The following is a 17522-nucleotide window of genomic DNA, read 5'->3' on the forward strand; positions in this document are numbered from 1 at the left end:
GGCTTGCTCGCGAAGCGGTGTGTCAGTTGAAGAAATATCGACTGACACGACGCCTTCGCGAGCAAGCCCGCTCCCACAGGGGTGTTGCAGTGTCAGGCGTTGACGGGTTCGACCGCCAGCTCCAACGCTTCCGGGCGCTTGACCGTCGCATAGACAACCGCAGTCAACAGACTCCCCGCCACAATCGCCAGCAGATACAGCAACGCATGATTGATCGCATTCGGGATCGCCAGCACAAACAAGCCACCGTGCGGCGCCATCAGTTTGCAGCCGAAGTACATCGACAATGCGCCAGTCAACGCACCACCGGCGATGCTCGCCGGAATCACTCGCAGCGGGTCTTTCGCGGCAAACGGAATCGCCCCTTCGGAGATGAAGCACAGCCCCAGCACCAGCGCCGCTTTACCGGCCTCGCGCTCGGTCTGGGCGAACTTGCGCCGGGCGATGAAGGTGGCAATGCCCAGCCCGATTGGCGGCACCATGCCGGCGGCCATGGTTGCGGCCATCGGGGCATAACTCTGCGACGCCAGCAGCCCCACCGAGAACGCATACGCGGCTTTGTTGATCGGTCCGCCGAGGTCGACGCACATCATGCCGCCGAGCAATACACCGAGCAGAATCGCGTTGGTGGTGCCCATGCTGTCGAGAAAATGCGTGAGCGCCGCGAGCATGCCGGCGACCGGTTTACCGACCACGTAGATCATCACCAGTCCGGTGAACAGGCTGGCGAACAACGGAATGATCAGAATCGGTTTCAGCGCTTCCAGACTTTGCGGCAAAGCGACATAGCGACTGATAGCTTTGGCCGCATAACCGGCGATGAAACCGGCGACGATCCCGCCGATGAACCCGGCACCCAAGGTGCTGGCAAGCAAGCCACCAATCATCCCCGGTGCCAGGCCCGGACGGTCGGCGATCGAATAGGCGATGTAACCGGCGAGCAGCGGCACCATCAGCTTGAACGCGGTTTCACCACCGATCTGCATCAGCGCCGCCGCCAGCGTGCCCTCTTCCTTGAACGCGGTGATGCCGAAGACGAACGACAGCGCGATCATCAGACCACCGGCCACCACCATCGGCAGCATGAACGAGACACCGGTCAGCAGGTGTTTGTAGACCCCGGTTTTCTCCTGCTTGGCCGGCGCCTTGCCTTCACTCGCAGCGCTCTCCACCTGAGCTTCGGCGAGGGCTTTTTTCAGCGTCGCTTCGGATTGCTTGAGTGCAATGCCGGTGCCGCAGCGATAGATTTTCTTGCCGGCAAAACGCTCGGTAGCGACTTCGATGTCCGCCGCCAGCAACACTACGTCGGCCTCGGCAATCGCCGTCGCGCTGAGCGGGGTTTTCGCGCCGACCGAACCCTGGGTTTCGACGTGCAGTTCGTAGCCCAGACGCTTGGCGGTTTGCTGCAACGCTTCGGCGGCCATGAAGGTGTGGGCGACGCCGGTCGGGCACGCGGTGATGGCGACGATGCGCGGCGCACGCTGCGCAGCGGCAACCGGGGCGGCTTCGCTGGCGAGGTAAACTTCAGCTTCTTGCGCGCCGCGACGCAGCACCGCTTCGACATCTTGCAGGGCTTGCGCCGGGGCGATGCGGAATACGCGCTTGCCGACGAAACGGCGCATGTCGACATCACCGGTGACGACCAGCAACACCCACTCCGCCGCCGCAATGGTGGCGGCCGACAATTCGCGCTCCGGGTGCGCCGCATCGACCACTTCAACGCTGGTGCTCCAGCCCTGGCGCTGAGCCGCCGCATCGAGCAGGCGAGCGCACAGCACACTGGTGACCATGCCGTTCGGGCAGGCCGTGACAATGGCTAATTTCATGACAAACCCTCTTATTGTTCTGTCAGGGGACGCACGCGTACGCCCTGTTCGAGCTGCGCCAGTTGCGCCGCATCGTTGATGCCGAAACCGATCTGCGTCACCGCCATCGCGGCAATCGCCGTAGCCGTGCGCAGGGTCTGCTCGGGGGTATCGGCGCTGAGCAGACCGTGCAGCATGCCGGCCAGCAACGAGTCACCGGCACCCACCGTGCTGGCGACCGTGACCTTCGGCGGCGTGGCATGCAGCGCCGAGCCGACGCTGAACCAGTTCACCCCGTCGGCACCGTGGGAGATCACCACGTGCTCGATACCTTTGGCGTGCAGGCACGCCGCAGCCTGAGCTTCGGCCGCGTGCGAAACCACATCGCAATCGAGCGCATCGGCGAGTTCTTCAGTGTTCGGCTTGATCAGCCACGGGCGCCCTTCAATGGCCGCGCGCAAGGCTTCGCCACTGCTGTCGAGGGCGACTTTCAGACCGAGGCCGTTCAGGCGTTCGATCAACTCGCGCAACCACTGCGCGCTGACGCCGCGCGGCAGACTGCCGGCGACCACCACCGCGTCATGCCCCGGAGCGATCTGCAGCAAACGCTCGAGCAACGCTTGCTGCGCCGCCGCGTCGACTACCGGCCCCGGGCCGTTGATGTCGGTAATGCGCCCGTTGTGCTCGGCGACCTTGATGTTGCTGCGCGTCTCCCCCGGCACGCGGATGAACGCGTCGACGAAGCCGCGCTTGGCGAACAGGGTTTCGAAGGCTTGCAGATTGTCTTCGCCGAGAAAGCCGCTGACCGTCAGTTGATGCCCGAGGTCCGCCAGCACCTGCGCGACATTCACGCCTTTGCCGGCGGCGTGGGTGTGCATCTCGTCGCTGCGGTTGACCTGACCGGCCTCAAGGCGCGACAGCTCGACCGTGAGGTCCAGCGCCGGGTTGAGGGTCAGGGTGAGAATCTTGGCCATTACAGGGCCTCCACTAATGCACGCACTTCGTTCGCGCTGCCCACGGTGAGGGCGTGTTGAGCAAGGGTTTGCGCCTGGGTCAGGCTGAGTTCGCGGATGCGCGCCTTGACCTCGGCGATGCTGCGACCGGACACGCTCAGCTCATCGACGCCAAGGCCGACCAGCACCGGCACTGCCAACGGATCCGCCGCCAGTTCGCCGCACACGCCGACCCATTTGCCATGGGCATGCGCAGCGCGCACGGTGATGTCGATCAGTTGCAGTACCGCCGGGTGCAGGCCGTCAGCCTGGGCCGAAAGCGTCGGATGACCGCGGTCGATGGCCAGGGTGTATTGGGTCAAGTCGTTGGTGCCGACGCTGAAGAAATCGACTTCTTTCGCCAGCACCGGCGCCAGCAAGGCCGCCGACGGCACTTCGATCATGATCCCCAGTTGCAAGTCAGCGACCGGGATTTCCAGGCGCAGACGCTCGGTCATGTCGCGGGCCTGACGCCACTCTTCGACGCTGCCGACCATCGGGAACATGATCCGCAACGGACGGTTGTCCGCCGAACGCAGCAAGGCGCGCAATTGCGCTTCCATGATCTGCGGACGCTGCAAGGTCAGGCGAATCCCGCGCACACCGAGGAATGGGTTTTCTTCCTTGGCGATCGGCCAATACGGCAGCGGTTTGTCGCCGCCGACATCAAGGGTGCGTACCACCAGTGGCCGGCCGGCGAGGCCGTCGAGAACGCGGCGGTATTCGGCTTCTTGGGTGGCTTCGTCCGGCGCTTGCGGGTGAGCCATGAAAATCAGTTCGGTGCGCAGCAGGCCGATGCCTTCGGCGCCCTGCTCCACTGCGGCGCTGACACCGGCGCTTTCGCCGATATTGGCGAACACTTCCACGGCGTGACCGTCAGTGGTGTGCGCCGGTTGGTGGCGTTGTTCGGCGGCAGCCTTGAGGCGTTGTTCGCGGGTATCGCGTTCTTCAGCGGCGCGTTGCAGGGTCGCGGCATCGGCGTCGACGTGCAGGCGACCGCGTTGACCATCGAGCAGCAACGGCGTGCCCGGTGCCAGCAGCAACACCGCTGCGCCTGCACCGACCAGCGCCGGAATACCCAATGCACGGGCGACGATTGCACTGTGCGCGGTGGCGCCGCCGCGAGCGGTGAGAATCCCTGCAACTCGGGCCGGATCGAGCCGAGCCACGTCGGACGGGCCGACTTCGTCCATCACCAGAATGTACGGTTGCTCCGGCTCGTTCGGCGTTTGTACGCCGCAGAGTTGCGCCAGCACCCGGCGCCCGATGTCACGCAGGTCCGCCGCCCGCTCAGCGAGCAACGCGTCCTGCAGCGATTCCTGTTGTTTGGCCGCTGCTTCAATCACCGCCATCCACGCCGCTTCCGCGCTTTCGCCCTGCTTGAGGCGGGTGTCGACTTCGTCGGTCAGTTCCGGGTCGTCGAGCATTTCCTGGTGAGTGATGAAGATCTCGCGGATGGCCTTGGCCTTGCTGCGTTCGATCAGGCCCTGAATGTCACTGCGCACGTCGCTCAGCGCTTGTTTGAGACGTTCGCGCTCGATGGCAGCAGACTCGCCGCGCAACGGGTAATCGATAGCCTGCTGCACCTGAATGTGCGCCGGGCCGATAGCAATACCCGGCGCAGCAGGAATCGCCTGCAACTGCGCACCGGACGCCGGGGCGATCAGCACTTCGGCGATATCGGCGATGACTTCGCGTTGCTGACTCACGGCCGGCAGCGGTTCGACTTCTTCACCGAGGCCTTCTTCGATAGCGGCCAGCAGCGCTGGCAAGGCGTCGGCGGCGATGCTCGGTTCGGCGATCAACTCCAGCACCTGACCACGCCGCGCGCCGAGGCTCAGCAGTTTGCTCAGGCTTTTTACCGACACGGCGCTGTCCGCGCTGTCGACAATGCGCACGCGGATTTCGCCGTCAAAACTCTTCGCCAGTTGCGCAAGAATCTTCGCCGGCCGCGCATGCAGACCGTGGGCGTTGGCCAGGGCAATCCGGGCGCTCGGCCAATCGGCCGGCAGTTCGCCGCCGAGCACTTCGAGGACTTTGCGGCTGCTGGTGGCGCGGCCCAGTTCATGGCCGCGCCCTTCGATGAGCAGCGCACACAGACGTTCGAGCAGCGCCTGATGTGCCTCGCCCAGACTGGCCAGACAGAACAGACCGCTGAGCGGCTGGCCGAGGTAACGCATCGGTTTGTCCGGGGTGACGAACGCCAGGCCCGGGCGCTTCACGGTTTGTTCGCTGTGTAGCCACCACAGGCCATCGCCCAGCGGCAGCGCTTCGACTTGCTGCAACACGCCGGCAAAACCGTTGCTCACACAATCGGCCTGACGCAGCAAACGCGCGCCACGCCAGACCAGTTCTTCGAAATCGTCAGCCGAAACGCCGAGGCCGATCATCTGCGCATCCAGCGCCAACTCCTGCGGCGCACCTTGCAGCAGCTTCAGCAGCGCTTCCGGCGAGCTGGCGCGGCGCAGGGCCTGACCCAGATCGGTCTCGCCGAGGGCGCGGGTCAGCAGTTGCAGCAGGCGCAGATGTTCGTCGGATTTGGCCGCGATGCCGATCGCCAGATAAACGATCTGGCCATCGCCCCAATCCACGCCCTCGGGAAACTGCATCAGCCGTACGCCGGTGGCGAACACCTGATCACGGGTCTCCGGGGTGCCGTGGGGGATGGCAATACCCTGGCCGAGAAAGGTCGAGCCCTGGGCTTCCCGAGCCTGCAAGCCGGCGAGGTAGCCATCGGCGACCAGACCATCGGCCACCAGATGATGAGCGAGCAATTGCAGGGCGGCGGGTTTATCCACAGCCGATTGGCCCATGGATATCTGCTCTATAGTGAGCTCGAGCATGCGATCTCCTTTTTGGCACATGGATGCGCCAGGATATTGTTTTGAATGGTCACAGCTTAGGCGCTGGTCAGCCTGCTTTTCAGCGGCAGTTTTGGCGGTTTCACGGCAGAACCGGGCAAAAGCGTCTAAAACGTAGAAAATACGCTTGCTGAAACGATTAATCTAGATTGATCGGCACGTTACTCGATAATGTCTCATCCTTGAAGTCCAACTTGTCGGATGCGCTGCGACAATAGTCGTCTGCCCGAATCGGGTAGGATTGGCGAAAATGTCGCGGCAAGCTCGAAAAAACAAGGAAATCCCGGGTTGAAACTCAGTGATATCGCGCGGTTGGCCGGAGTGTCCGTGACCACCGCCAGCTACGTCATCAACGGCAAGGCCGAACAGCAACGCATCAGCAGCGCCACGGTCGAGCGGGTGCGTGCAGTCGTCGAACAGCACGGCTTCACCCCCAATCCACAAGCCGCCGGGTTGCGCAGCCGGCACACCCGCACGCTGGGTTTTATTCTGCCGGATCTGGAAAACCCCAGTTACGCGCGGATCGCCAAACTGCTCGAGCAAGGCGCGCGGGCGCGGGGTTATCAGTTGCTGATCGCCAGCTCCGACGATGCGCCGGACAGCGAGCGCCAGTTGCTGCAACTGTTCAAGGCACGCCGCTGCGATGCGCTGATCGTCGCCAGTTGCCTGCCGGCCGCTGACGACAGCTATCGCCAGTTGCAGGCCAAGGGCTTGCCAATCATCGCCATCGACCGGGTCATGGAACCCGAGCACTTCTGCTCGGTGATCAGTGACGACCGCGAAGCCAGCCTGCACCTGACCCAGAGCCTGCTCGATCCGCAGCCAAAGCAGATCGTGCTGCTCGGCGCGCGTCCGGAGCTGAGCATCAGTCAGGAACGCGCGGCCGGCTTCAAGCAGGCCCTGGTCGACTTCAAAGGTGAAGTGCTGATCGAGCACACCGAGTCCTTCAGCCGTGAATGCGGCAAGCAATTGATGGAAGAACTCCTGCAACGACTGGGGCATTTGCCGGATGCGCTGGTGACCACGTCCTACGTGCTGTTGCAGGGTGTGTTCGATGCGCTGCATGACTTCCCGCTCAAATCCCGTCCGCTGCGCCTGGGCACCTTCGGTGACACGCAGTTGCTGGACTTCCTGCCGCTGCCGGTCAACGCCATGGCCCAACAGCACCAGTTGATCGCCGACAAGGCCCTGGAACTGGCGCTGGCCGCCGTCGAGCAATCGGAATACAAGCCTGGCGTGCAGGCCATTGCGCGGACCTTCAAACAGCGTATTCACCGGGACTGAGCCGTGGAGCTGATCGACAGCCACACCCACCTCGACTTCCCCGACTTCGACGCCGATCGCTCGGCGCTACTCGCCGAAAGCCGCGCCCTCGGGGTACGACGGATGGTGGTGCTGGGGGTTTATCAGGGTAACTGGCAGCGGGTGTGGGATCTGGTGCAGAGCGATGCCAACCTGTACGCGGCATTCGGTCTGCACCCGGTGTACCTCGATCAGCATCAACCCGAAGACTTGCGCGCACTCGGCAACTGGCTGATGCGGCTGCGCGGTCATCGGCAACTGTGTGCGGTGGGCGAGATCGGTCTGGATTACTTCATCGAAACCCTCGACCGCGAACGCCAGCAGGCGCTGTTCGAGGCGCAACTGCAACTGGCAGCGGACTTCGAACTGCCGGCGCTGATTCACGTGCGCCGCAGCCACGCCGCGGTGATCGCCACGCTCAAACGCTTCAGGCTCAAACGCGCCGGGATCATCCACGCCTTTGCCGGCAGCCGCGAAGAAGCTCGCGAATACATCAAACTCGGTTTCAAACTGGGTCTGGGCGGCGCACCGACCTGGCCGCAGGCGTTGCGCATGCATCGGGTCCTGGCGGATCTGCCGCTTGAGTCGATCGTGCTGGAAACCGACTCCCCGGACATGGCACCGGCGATGTTTCCCGGAGTACGCAATACCCCGGCGCACTTGCCGGCGATCTGCACGGCACTCGCCGAATTGATGAATATCAGTCCAGAACGACTGGCTGCCGCCAGCACCGCCAACAGCTGCGAAGTGTTCGGTTGGTAATCAGTCGCCGTGGGCCTTGGCCGCCTCGAGGATCAGGGTCATGTGCTGGCGATGATGAACAAAACGCAGCAGCGCGAAGTACACGAAAAGCACGATCAGTGATGCGTTCAACTGTTCAGTCACGCTGAGCAGGCCGATCCATTCCATGACCAACGCCACCAGCAGCGCGGTGCACACCGTGACTGACGCACTGAAGCGCAGCAATCCGAGAGAGTCGAGAGATTTGAAGCGTTTGATCTGCACCGGACAGCGCAACTCCAGGGCTCTCTGGCAGTGATTGCAGGTAAACGGTTCATTGATTGCGATGGCATTGAGTTGCCAAGGTTTAAGCACCTGCGTGGCCTGGCAATGAGCACAACGGCCCTGAACTCCCAGGGTTACAACGGACATTCGCGGCCTCCTCAGCGCAACTAACTGATCAGGGATACTGGCTCAATAATGACGAAAAGCCAGTCGCCGGAAGAAAACAGGAATTGGCTTACAAGCGTAAGCATCAAAGCATTACAAAATGTTCTGACATTACCGCCCTTGTAGGAGTGAGCCTGCTCGCGATAGCGGTGTATCAGCCACCCATTGAGTTGACTGACACTCCGCTATCGCGAGCAGGCTCACTCCTACAGCATTCGCGCTCGATCAGACGCGGAACGCGCTGATCAGCTGTTTGAGTTCCACCACCTGCGCCGACAGTGCGCGGCTGGCGTCTTCGGTCTGGTGCGCTCCCCGGGCCGTGCGCTCGCCGGCGCGGTTGATTTCGACGATGTTCTGGTCGATGTCATGGGCCACGGCAGTCTGTTGCTCCACCGCGGCGGCGATCTGCTGGTTCTGATCGACGATCATGCCAACCGCACCGAGAATGTTTTCCAGCGCCTGCTGAACCTTTTCCGACTGCCCGACCGTGCCGTTGGCCATCTGATGGCTGACGCCCATGGCTCTCACCGCCGCGCCGACACCGCCATGCAGTTTGGCGATCATCTGCTCGATTTCTTCGGTCGATTGCTGGGTGCGTTTGGCCAACGTACGCACTTCGTCCGCCACCACCGCAAATCCCCGGCCCTGCTCTCCGGCGCGGGCGGCTTCGATGGCGGCGTTGAGCGCCAGCAGGTTGGTCTGTTCGGCGATGCTCTTGATCACTTCCAGTACGCGGCTGATCGACTGGCTGTCGCTGGCCAACTGGTTGATCACCAGCACCGATTGATCGATCTCGCTGGCCAGCGCGGCGATGCTGCCCTGCTGCGACTCCACCAGGGTGCGACCGCTGACGGTTTCATCGTTGACGCTGTGCGCGCTGCTGACCGCTGCCGCCGCACTGCGCGCAACTTCCAGCGAGGTCGCCGACATCTGGTTCATCGCGGTCGCCACTTGCTCGATCTGCGTGCGCTGCCCGGCCACCGCCTGATTGCTTTGCGCGGAGACGTTTTCCACCTGCCCGGCCTGCCGCTCGACCTCCGTCACGGTGTGCCCGACTCGTTCGATCAGATCGTGGATTTTCCTCACGGTGCCATTGAACACCTCGCCCAACTCGCCCAGTTCATCTCGGCTGTTGGCCTTGAAGTTGACCGTCATGTCACCGGCCGCGACCTTGTCCATCATCGCGCCCAGGCGCTTGAGCGTGGTGCGGGTCGAGGCGTAGAAACCAGCGTAGAGATAGAAAATCAGCACGAACACCACCGCCAGCGCCGCCGCCTGCAACACCATGTGCGTGCGGTTTTGCGCCAGGCGTTGCTGCAGTTGGGTATCGAGGAATTTCAGGGTTGCATCGTTGAGCTGGTAGGTCTGCGCCATCAGCGCGGTGACCTGATCGTAGAACGCCTGCCACGGGGTATCGAGGGTCTCGGCCACCACGACTTTCGCTTCAAACAGTTCGCTGGCCTGTTTGAGCGAAGCCTTGCTGCTGTCGGCCGGCGTGCTGAGGCTGGCACGCGCGGCTTTGCTGGAATCGAGAGCGTCCTGCAGTTTCAAGGCGTATTCGGCCTGGAGCTTTTCGATCTGCGCCAACAATTCGTCGAAACGGGTACTCGACGAACTGTTGAGAAAGCCCTGCCCCAAGGAATACGAACCGATGGCCCGACCTTCGCCCAGGGTCTGGGTCACGGCCGGAGTGACGTTGGTGAGCAATTCGCTGAGCTGGCGGATGTCGCTCTGGTTGTCGCGGCTCAGGCCAGCCTGACTGGCGATGATCTGACTGAAAATCTGCGCGTTGCCGAGCAGCTTGCCGATCATTGCACTTTTGCTTTGCAGGGAGCTTTCCGCCTGCTGGGCCTTGAACGCGCTGATCATTTCATCGCGTTTGCCGTCGAACAGCTTGATCTGCTCGGGATCGTCGCTCATCGCCTGCAGACCTTGCAGGCGCGCCAGCACGGTTTGCTCCAGGCGGCTGATCTGCGCTTCGAGGTTGTCGGCCTTGCCGGACTGGCCGAGGGTGACGTTGATCTGCACCAGATTGTTCAGCGTTTCCAGATCCCGGCGCAGGCTCAGGCCGCTGCCCAGCAGGTCGAGGCTCTGCAACTCGACGCGGGTGCCCTGGAATTCGCGATAGGAATCGCGCACCAGATAGAAATTGGTCACCAGCATCGGCACCAGGAACAGCACGCTGATCAGGCTGAACTTCATGCCGAAGCTCAGACGGTTCATCAGCGAGACGGCGGGATAGAGCAAGCTCTTCACTGGAAGTCTCCCTTGGCTTTTCTTGTTTTTATTGGCAGGCGCGGGGCGACAGCAGATAGCCACTATCGGGCGCTGTCTCTGTATAGCTCAAATCGGAGGGAGGTTTTGTAACTTAAGGTTAACGACAAAAAAAGATCGCAGCCTTCGGCAGCTCCTACAGGAAAACCACATTCCCTGTGTAGGAGCTGCCGCAGGCTGCGATCTTTTGATCTTGCTTTGACATCAGTGGATCAGCACTGTCCACAAGGCAAACCCGGCATACCACAACACGGCCGCACGCAGCAGCAGTTCCCACAGGCAATCCAGCGTATTGATGCCTTCAGGACCGACCACCGGCGGCGGGATCTCACCCGCTGCCAGCCCGACCTTGTTGATCAGTTGCGCGGCGCTGATGTTCCAGTTCAGCAGTTCGTGCAACATCACCCGGCTGACCGCAACGAAGTTGCCGACCAGAGCCAGACTGGCGGCGAGCAAGCGCACCGGCACCCAGTCGAAGGCATGGCGCAATTGCCCCGCTCGCTCGACCAGCGCCTGATTCTGGCCATGTTCTTCAGCCAGGGCCAACAAGCGATAGGCCAGTGCCGCCACCGGGCCGAGCACGAAATACCAGAAAATCACCGCGAAGAAGCTCTGATAGGCCTGCCACAACAGATGGCCCTGTACCTGATCCAGCAACTGCTCACCGCTGTCGGCACAGATATCCAGATCACGCTTGGCCACATGCGCGGCGGCTTGCAGGTCTTCACGCCGCCAGGCGTCACGAAACGGCCCGAGACCGCCGAGCAGATCACCGCGCCCCAGCGCGTAAATCACCACCAGCAAATGCACCGGCAATGCCAGCAAACCGTAAGCGACGGGTTCCAGCACCACCAGTAACAAGGCCAGCAGCGCCACCGGCAGCAACACCAGTATCGTCAGCACCAGCCAAGGCCGCTGTGCCAGGCGCGCGCTGCTTTCGAGTTTGTGCAGTTCGCGGATCCATCCGCCATCGCGTTGAACCCGATGGCGCAGGGCCGAGAATTTCTCGATCCAGACCGCCAGCAGTAACACCAGAAAACTCATTGTCCTTCCTCTTGTGCCAGGGCTGCGCGGTAACGCGCCCAGTCGAATGCCGGGCCAGGATCGGTCTTGCGCCCGGGTGCGATGTCGCTGTGCCCGCAGATACGGGCGCCGGTGATAGCCGGAAATGCGGTTTGCAGCTGACGGGTCAGCGTGATCAACGCCTGATACTGCGCATCGGTAAAGGGCAGATCATCGGTGCCTTCAAGCTCGATGCCCACGGAAAAATCGTTACAGGTTTCGCGCCCTTCGAACATCGACACGCCAGCATGCCACGCCCGCTCAAGACAGGAGACAAACTGGGTGACGCTGCCGTCACGTTCGATCAGAAAATGCGCCGAGACGCGCAGGTCGGCAATCCCGGCAAAATAGGGATGCTCGGTGACATCCAGACGATTCTGGAAAAATTCCTGCACCTTGCCGGTGGCGAACTGCGCCGGTGGCAGACTGATGTTGTGGATCACCAACAGGGAGATTTCGCCCGCAGGGCGTTCATTGAAGTTGGGTGATGGGCAGACCTGCACCCCGTGACACCACCCGCTAGCGGGATCCAACTGCATACCGATTCCTTCAACGCCGACTGTGTTGGCGCCCAGTATGCCGTGATCGGCCCCCGGCGCGCGATCACTTGCCGCGATTGAGTCGCCGCAGATTACCAAGCACCGACTCCAGCGCCCGGTCGAACAGCAAGGTGTCATCCAGTGCCCGCACCGCGCCACGGCGAAACTCAAGGGCCAGTTCGAGGCGGCTGCGCTCCAGCACTTTCATCCCGGTACGGTCGACAAACACGTATTTGCCGGTGGCTTCGATGATTGCCGCCAACTTGCAACGCAGGCTGTGCTCGTCGTCTTCCTGAAACGCGACCCAACTGCCCAGACGCAGTTGCTCCACCTGCCGCAACCCCGGGTCGTCATGCGCCAGGCCGCTGGCATTCGGGCCGATCGCGCCCTCCTCAGTGCTGCGCAGGGTAATGTGCTGCGACACCTCAACCAGCGCCGGAGCCTCCGCCGGTTCCCGCGCGGTTGAGGGCTCAAGCACCCGCACATGCAGCGCTTCCAGCTCGCTGAAAAACTCGCTGGTGGCGAACGGATCGAACGCTGCGCTGCTCAAACCATCACGCAATGATTTGAGCAAACCAGGCACCAGCGCGAGCAATTGCAGACCGGCATCCGCTGCGTCGTGACGCTGCACACTCCAGATCAATTGCTCCATGGTCTGCACATCAGCCTGCCACTCAGCGGACTGATCGCCATGCTTGAGGCAGGTCAGCAGCAGCACTTTGCTCCAGGCGTCGCGGGCGAAGCTCACCACCGTTGGCGGCAGGACTTTCCCCAGCAACGCCTGATTCAATGCCTGCTCGACCCGTTGCCGGGCCAGCTCGGTTTTCGCCCGCCCTTCTTCGGCATCGCGCAAGCGCTGCTCCAGCAGCTCGCTGCGCCGCCGCTCATCGCTGGTGAAGGCGAGGAAGTCGGCGAGCAACTCCGAGAAAATCGCCGGATCGTCGACGAAGTCACTCAGCAGGCGCTGCACCACTTGTTCGATACGCAGATACAGGCTGTCGCGCGCTTCGCCATTGCAGTCGCCCCAACCCATGGCGGCATCGGCGATTTCGTTGAGCAGGCGCCGCGCCGGATGGCTGCTGCGGCTGAAGAAGCTCTTGTCGAGTACCGCCACCTTGAGCATCGGAATCTGCAAACGGGCGATCAAGGCCTTGAGCGAATCGGGGAGGTTATGGTCTTCGAGGATGCAGTCGAAGACCATGGCGATCAGGTTGATCACGTCTTCATCCGCGCCGTCGACGATGCGCGACTTGCCGCTCCTGACGCTGACCCGCGTCAGCAGCTGTTCAAGCTGATTGCGCAGATCGAAATCGTCTTGCGCCGCCAGTGCCGGGACGTATTGCTGCAAGTGCGAGAGCAGGCGCAGCAGGTCGCGGGTGGTAATCGGTTGCGCCGCCGCGCTCGGCTCCAGGGTCGGCGCGACGCTGCCGCGCACGTGCAACAGCAGTTCCTGCAATGCGGCAAACACTTCCTGCACGCTTTCGTCGGTGGGCGCGGGCTCGTCGCTTTCTTCGCGGCTGATGCTTGCCGCCGCGCGCTCGATCGCGCGGCGTGCGGGGGCCGGTTTCAACTCGGGCAACACCCCGGTGGCGACCAGCAGTTGATTGGCTTCGGCGTATAACTGCTCGGTATCGGCCAGCACGTAGCGTTCGAACAGTTTGAGCAGGATCAGCTTGACCTTGATCTCCACGCCCAGGTTACGACCGGCCTGCAGAAAAAACTCGCAGAGCATCGCCGGGCCGAGCGGGTTGTGGTAGTTGTCGAAATCCTTGCCCAGCAACACGTTGAGGCGTGCGGTCAGTTGATCGAGGGCAAAACCATCACGCTTGAGCACCCGGCCGACCATGGTCTCGACCGCCACACTGCGTTCCATGTCGTCGGTACGTGGTGCCGACTCCTCGAATATCAGTGTGCCGGGCAGAGTGGGTTGTACGGCGTCGTATTGAATCAGCGCGACGAAGGCTTCGAAGAATTGCTCGAGAAAACCCCGTTCGATGTTTTTGCGCTTGAGGCGCAGGTCGCGCATGGCTTCGAAAAAGATGTTCTGTTCGACATCGTTGCGCGCCCGGTCGGCCATTTCGAACAGCGTGTCGTCAGCGTTATCGAACAACTCCTGCAAACCGTGACGCAGTTGCTGGGCAGCCTTGTCGCGGACCTGAAGCAGAATCACAGGCAGGCGGGCGAGCGGCGAGTGATTCGCCTGATCGGTAGCGGCCTTGTGCAAAGGCACTACATTCCCGTCGTTGTGCATCCAAGCCTCCTGAAACGGTGATTCCACTGGTCAGTTACAACACAATGCCCTGTGGGAGCGGGCTTGCTCGCGAAAGCGGTGGTCATTTGCCAATCGTGTGACTGACACACCGCATTCGCGAGCAAGCCCGCTCCCACACGATGTAAATTGGACCCGGGATGGACGTCAAAGCCATGACGTCAAATGCAAGGCGGATTATCTTGCAAAACTTGTCCCGGACGCTATAGCCGTCAGGGTTTCCCCTATGCCTGCGACACCTTCCATCGACCACGAAAAACCGCGCTTTGCTCACAGAAAATCGACCAGTTGCAGTCTGGCACGCGCGTTCTCGCCTTGGGTTGGCTCTCGCCATGCCCCTATAATCGGCGCACTTAGTTTGTGGAGCCCGTTATGCCGAATCTACGTCTCGCCGATCTGACCGCCGAAATCGAAGCCAACGTGCGCCGTGCGTTGCTCGAAGATGTCGGCAGCGGCGACATCACCGCGCAACTGATCCCGGCCGAACGTCTGGCCAAAGCCACCATCATCACTCGCGACGACGCGGTTATTTGCGGCACGGCCTGGGTCGACACGGTATTTCGCCAGCTCGATCCGCGGGTCGCGGTGCATTGGCAGGTGCGGGACGGCGAACGGGTCAAACCCAATCAACCTCTGTTTCATCTGGAAGGCCCGGCTCGCTCGTTGCTGACGGGTGAGCGCAGTGCGTTGAACTTCCTGCAACTGCTGTCCGGCGTGGCAACGCGTGCACAGTATCTGGCGGACTTCGTGGCGCAGACTCAGGTCAAGCTGCTGGATACTCGCAAGACTCTGCCGGGCCTGCGTCTGGCGCAGAAATACGCAGTGACCTGCGGCGGTTGCCACAACCACCGCATCGGCCTCTACGACGCGTTCCTGATCAAGGAAAACCATATCGCCGCCAGCGGTGGCATCGCGCAGGCCATCGCCGCCGCGCACAAGATCGCGCCGGGCAAACCGGTGGAGGTCGAAGTGGAGAGCCTGGAGGAACTGAAGGAAGCGCTGGCAGCCGGCGCCGACATCATCATGCTCGACGAATTGAGCCTGGATGATATGCGCGAAGCCGTGCGCCTGAACGGTGGCAAGGCCAAACTGGAAGCCAGCGGCGGCATCAACGAAAGCACGTTGCTGCCGATTGCCGAGACCGGGGTCGATTACATCTCGATCGGGGCGATGACCAAGGACGTGAAGGCCGTGGATCTGTCGATGCGTCTGAGCCTTTAAACAGCAGCGGCAAGATGCGAGCTACAAGCTGCAAGCCAGAGCGATTCCGCTTTGACTTGCCGCTTGAAACTCGTGGCTGCTCTTACACGACGAGATTGTTCATCTCGCAGTAATCGTCCCACTCGACACCCAACACTTCCGCCGCTTCCTTGTGCAGTACAAGACGCTGGGCCTCGAACTCTTCAGGAGTGCTGGTGTACTTGAGCGTCAACTCCCACGGCTGCAAGCCCTGAGCTTCGGCTTCGTCCTCGAACGCCCACTGGATCTGGTCTTTCTGATCATCAGGACTCAGGTCCTTGATCTCTTCTTTCAGATCCGGCACGTCTTGAATGTATTTTTCCAGCGCTTGTTCGTGACGTTGCTCTTGAGTTAATTCGGTCATGGCGTTCTCGTTGATCGTAAGAATGGAGGATGGATCTGGATCATCAAGGATCTCTCTGACGCGGATTGTCCGGCCTTCGGAACCATTCGGGATCATCTGAAAACTGCTAAGCGATGCTCATGCAGGCACCGAATATAGGACGTTTGCATGACGAATTACACGGCTCTTTACATCTCTCGCACAAAAAGTTGACCTGCGGAACATAAATCCGGGTTTCGAGTCATAGCGATGTGCCATAACGGCACTCACCCTCGCTGTCCACAAGGAAAACCCGTGATGCGCAGCTTTTCGAAGATTTGTTCCGTTGTGTCTGTTAGTGCCCTGCTCGCTGCCATGCTGCTGCCGGCCAGCGCCATGGCGGTTGAACTGAGTAACAGCAGCTCGTCCTATGGCGACAAGGTTTCGCTGATTCACAACGATTACGGCAAGGATGTGGTCATCCGCAGCGATATCAGCATCGACGAACTGCAAAAGATGCGCGATAGCGTCCGCGACCAGTCACGCCAGATTGAAGAGCTCAAACGCAGCAGTGGTTCGAGCTCAAGCTCCAGCGGCAAGGAAATTGACGACTTGAGGAACAAGGTCAAGGATCAGGACCGGCAACTGGACACCCTCGGACGCCAGGTCGAAGACCTCAAGCGCAACAGCGGCTCGAGTTCGAACTCCGCCAGCAGCGAGATTTCCAGCCTGAAGCAGAAAATCAACGATCAGGATCGCGCCATGGATCAGCTCAAACGCACCGTTGAGGATCTGAGCCGCAGGGTCAAATAAGGGAAGTGGTGCCCGAGACAGGAATCGAACCTGCGACCTTCGCGTTACGAGTGCGCTGCTCTACCGGCTGAGCTACACGGGCGGGTGGGCTAAACCTAGCACCGGTCTCGGGCGGCGGCAAATTTGAGCGTTGTCTCTGCCGATTATTACTTGTGGCGAGGGAGCTTGCTCCCGCTGGGTTGCGCAGCGACCCCAAGCTTTCTGAGGCTGATGTTTTTTACGACTGCTGCGCAGCCGAGCGGGAGCAAGCTCCCTCGCCACAAAGGCGTTTTTATGGCAGACAAAAAAATGCCCCGCCGTTTTCACGGCGGGGCATTTTCATTGCGCTAAAGCTGTGGGCTGATTAAACGCCCGAAGCCTTGGCTGCTGCCACGTCTTTGATGGACAGCTTGATACGGCCGCGGTTGTCCACGTCCAGTACCAGCACTTCCACTTCCTGGCCTTCTTTCAGGATGTCGGTGACTTTCTCTACGCGAGCGTCGCTCAGCATCGAGATGTGCACCAGACCGTCCTTGCCCGGCAGGATGTTGACGAATGCGCCGAAGTCGACGATGCGCTCAACCTTGCCGACGTAGATCTTGCCGATTTCAGCTTCTGCGGTGATGCTCAGAACGCGCTGACGAGCAGCTTCTGCGGCATCCTTGGTTTCGCCGAAGATCTTGATCGAACCGTCGTCTTCGATGTCGATCGAAGCCTTGGTTTCTTCGCAGATCGCACGGATGGTCGCGCCACCTTTACCGATAACGTCACGGATCTTGTCGGTGTCGATCTACATCGCGATCAAGCTCGGAGCGATGGCCGACACTTCGGTACTCGACTGGCCAATCATCTGGTTCATCTCGCCGAGGATGATCAGTCGCGCTACCAGGGCTTG

General features: G+C 61.4%; 13 protein-coding genes, 1 tRNA gene and 2 pseudogenes. 4 read left to right on the top strand and 12 right to left on the bottom strand.

Annotated elements, in window-relative coordinates; translation table 11 throughout:
* Window positions 1–92: 92 nt before the first annotated feature.
* Genes ACIOUG_RS21500 through ptsP form a run of 3 tightly spaced genes read right to left on the bottom strand, consistent with a single transcriptional unit; the run spans window position 93 to window position 5640 of the window.
* The gene (locus tag ACIOUG_RS21500) at window positions 93–1826 is read right to left on the bottom strand and encodes a PTS fructose-like transporter subunit IIB (protein WP_401068499.1); all 1734 of its coding nucleotides are present in this window, start codon (window positions 1824–1826) and stop codon (window positions 93–95) included.
* Between the two features lie 11 nt (window positions 1827–1837).
* Window positions 1838–2779, bottom strand: coding sequence for a 1-phosphofructokinase (pfkB, locus tag ACIOUG_RS21505; protein ID WP_401068501.1), 942 nt, complete (start codon window positions 2777–2779; stop codon window positions 1838–1840).
* On the bottom strand, window positions 2779–5640 hold the full coding sequence (ptsP, locus tag ACIOUG_RS21510; protein ID WP_401068502.1) for a phosphoenolpyruvate--protein phosphotransferase: 2862 nt from the start codon (window positions 5638–5640) through the stop codon (window positions 2779–2781). The genes pfkB and ptsP overlap by 1 nt, the downstream gene beginning before the upstream one ends.
* Window positions 5641–5946: 306 nt before the next feature.
* Here ptsP and cra point away from each other — a divergent pair, with 306 nt between their 5' ends.
* Window positions 5947–6942: a catabolite repressor/activator gene (gene cra, locus ACIOUG_RS21515; RefSeq protein ID WP_401068503.1), complete on the top strand. Its 996-nt coding sequence runs from the start codon at window positions 5947–5949 to the stop codon at window positions 6940–6942.
* Between the two features lie 3 nt (window positions 6943–6945).
* Complete coding sequence (locus tag ACIOUG_RS21520) at window positions 6946–7722, top strand: TatD family hydrolase (RefSeq protein ID WP_401068504.1); 777 nt, start codon at window positions 6946–6948, stop codon at window positions 7720–7722.
* On the opposite strand, the gene ACIOUG_RS21525 is transcribed toward ACIOUG_RS21520, so the two are convergent.
* The 6 genes and pseudogenes from ACIOUG_RS21525 to ACIOUG_RS21550 form a co-directional block, all read right to left on the bottom strand.
* Complete coding sequence (locus ACIOUG_RS21525; RefSeq protein WP_401068506.1) at window positions 7723–8112, bottom strand: hypothetical protein; 390 nt, start codon at window positions 8110–8112, stop codon at window positions 7723–7725.
* Window positions 8113–8355: 243 nt separating this feature from the next.
* Window positions 8356–9285 carry a methyl-accepting chemotaxis protein gene (locus ACIOUG_RS21530; protein WP_401068517.1) on the bottom strand — a complete coding sequence of 310 codons (930 nt, stop codon included), beginning with the start codon at window positions 9283–9285 and terminating at the stop codon, window positions 8356–8358.
* Window positions 9262–10353, bottom strand: a pseudogene (locus ACIOUG_RS21535) (methyl-accepting chemotaxis protein); the annotation flags it as partial. The gene ACIOUG_RS21530 and the pseudogene ACIOUG_RS21535, both read right to left, overlap by 24 nt.
* 255 nt (window positions 10354–10608) lie before the next feature.
* A complete protein-coding gene (ampE, locus tag ACIOUG_RS21540) occupies window positions 10609–11448 on the bottom strand; it encodes a regulatory signaling modulator protein AmpE (protein WP_401068508.1) in 840 nt (279 codons plus the stop codon).
* A complete protein-coding gene (gene ampD, locus ACIOUG_RS21545) occupies window positions 11445–12005 on the bottom strand; it encodes a 1,6-anhydro-N-acetylmuramyl-L-alanine amidase AmpD (RefSeq protein WP_003221563.1) in 561 nt (186 codons plus the stop codon). The genes ampE and ampD overlap by 4 nt, the downstream gene beginning before the upstream one ends.
* Before the next feature lie 64 nt (window positions 12006–12069).
* Window positions 12070–14256 (bottom strand): DUF1631 domain-containing protein, encoded by a 2187-nt coding sequence (locus tag ACIOUG_RS21550; protein WP_401068509.1) that lies wholly within the window; start codon window positions 14254–14256, stop codon window positions 12070–12072.
* A gap of 390 nt (window positions 14257–14646) precedes the next feature.
* Here ACIOUG_RS21550 and nadC point away from each other — a divergent pair, with 390 nt between their 5' ends.
* On the top strand, window positions 14647–15495 hold the full coding sequence (nadC, locus tag ACIOUG_RS21555; protein WP_121183660.1) for a carboxylating nicotinate-nucleotide diphosphorylase: 849 nt from the start codon (window positions 14647–14649) through the stop codon (window positions 15493–15495).
* Between the two features lie 82 nt (window positions 15496–15577).
* Here nadC and ACIOUG_RS21560 read toward each other — a convergent pair whose 3' ends face one another.
* On the bottom strand, window positions 15578–15877 hold the full coding sequence (locus ACIOUG_RS21560) for a DUF6388 family protein (protein ID WP_401068512.1): 300 nt from the start codon (window positions 15875–15877) through the stop codon (window positions 15578–15580).
* A gap of 276 nt (window positions 15878–16153) precedes the next feature.
* On the opposite strand from ACIOUG_RS21560, the gene ACIOUG_RS21565 reads away from it, so the two are divergent.
* Window positions 16154–16648, top strand: coding sequence for a hypothetical protein (locus tag ACIOUG_RS21565; protein WP_401068513.1), 495 nt, complete (start codon window positions 16154–16156; stop codon window positions 16646–16648).
* A 6-nt stretch (window positions 16649–16654) separates the two neighbouring features.
* On the opposite strand, the gene ACIOUG_RS21570 is transcribed toward ACIOUG_RS21565, so the two are convergent.
* Together ACIOUG_RS21570 and ACIOUG_RS21575 are read right to left on the bottom strand one after the other, a co-directional pair.
* Window positions 16655–16730 (bottom strand) — tRNA-Thr (locus ACIOUG_RS21570).
* A gap of 261 nt (window positions 16731–16991) precedes the next feature.
* Window positions 16992–17522 (bottom strand): annotated as a pseudogene (locus ACIOUG_RS21575) (S1 RNA-binding domain-containing protein); the annotation flags it as partial.

Origin of the sequence: Pseudomonas sp. NPDC087803 (genome assembly GCF_044742995.1) — a bacterium.
Taxonomy (GTDB): Bacteria; Pseudomonadota; Gammaproteobacteria; order Pseudomonadales; family Pseudomonadaceae; genus Aquipseudomonas.